This window comes from Mesorhizobium sp. M4B.F.Ca.ET.214.01.1.1, assembly GCF_004791545.1.
GTDB lineage: Bacteria > Pseudomonadota > Alphaproteobacteria > Rhizobiales > Rhizobiaceae > Mesorhizobium > Mesorhizobium abyssinicae.
The window spans coordinates 1-279 of sequence record NZ_SRUX01000312.1 but is presented as its reverse complement, the minus strand read 5'-3'; the positions used below and the strand labels follow the sequence as shown (position 1 = coordinate 279).

1 protein-coding gene is annotated in these 279 nt (G+C 61.6%); it reads right to left on the bottom strand.

Going from position 1 to position 279, the window contains the following annotated elements; all coding sequences use genetic code 11:
• Positions 1 to 14: 14 nt before the first annotated feature.
• Positions 15 to 279 (bottom strand): alpha/beta fold hydrolase (locus EN857_RS34370; RefSeq protein ID WP_245521697.1); only part of this gene is annotated, 265 nt, incomplete at its 5' end.

The following is a 279-nucleotide window of genomic DNA, read 5'->3' as shown; positions in this document are numbered from 1 at the left end:
TGCTGGACGAACGGTCAGCCCCAGGGCCGAACCGCCACCGGATCGACCAACAATAACCTTTCATAATTGCAGCCGTCGATCAGATGCGCGCGCAAGGCGGTGGCGCCGCCGAAATCATGGGCGATGACGTTCGGCCGGTCGAGCTTCCAGAACTCCAGCATCGCCGCCAGGGCTTTGTTCTGGATGCCCAGCGAGACGTCCTGGCCTTCCCGTTTCTCGGACTGGCCATATCCCGGCAGATCGTAAAAGTAGAGCGTGTGGTCACGCGCGAGTTCAGGG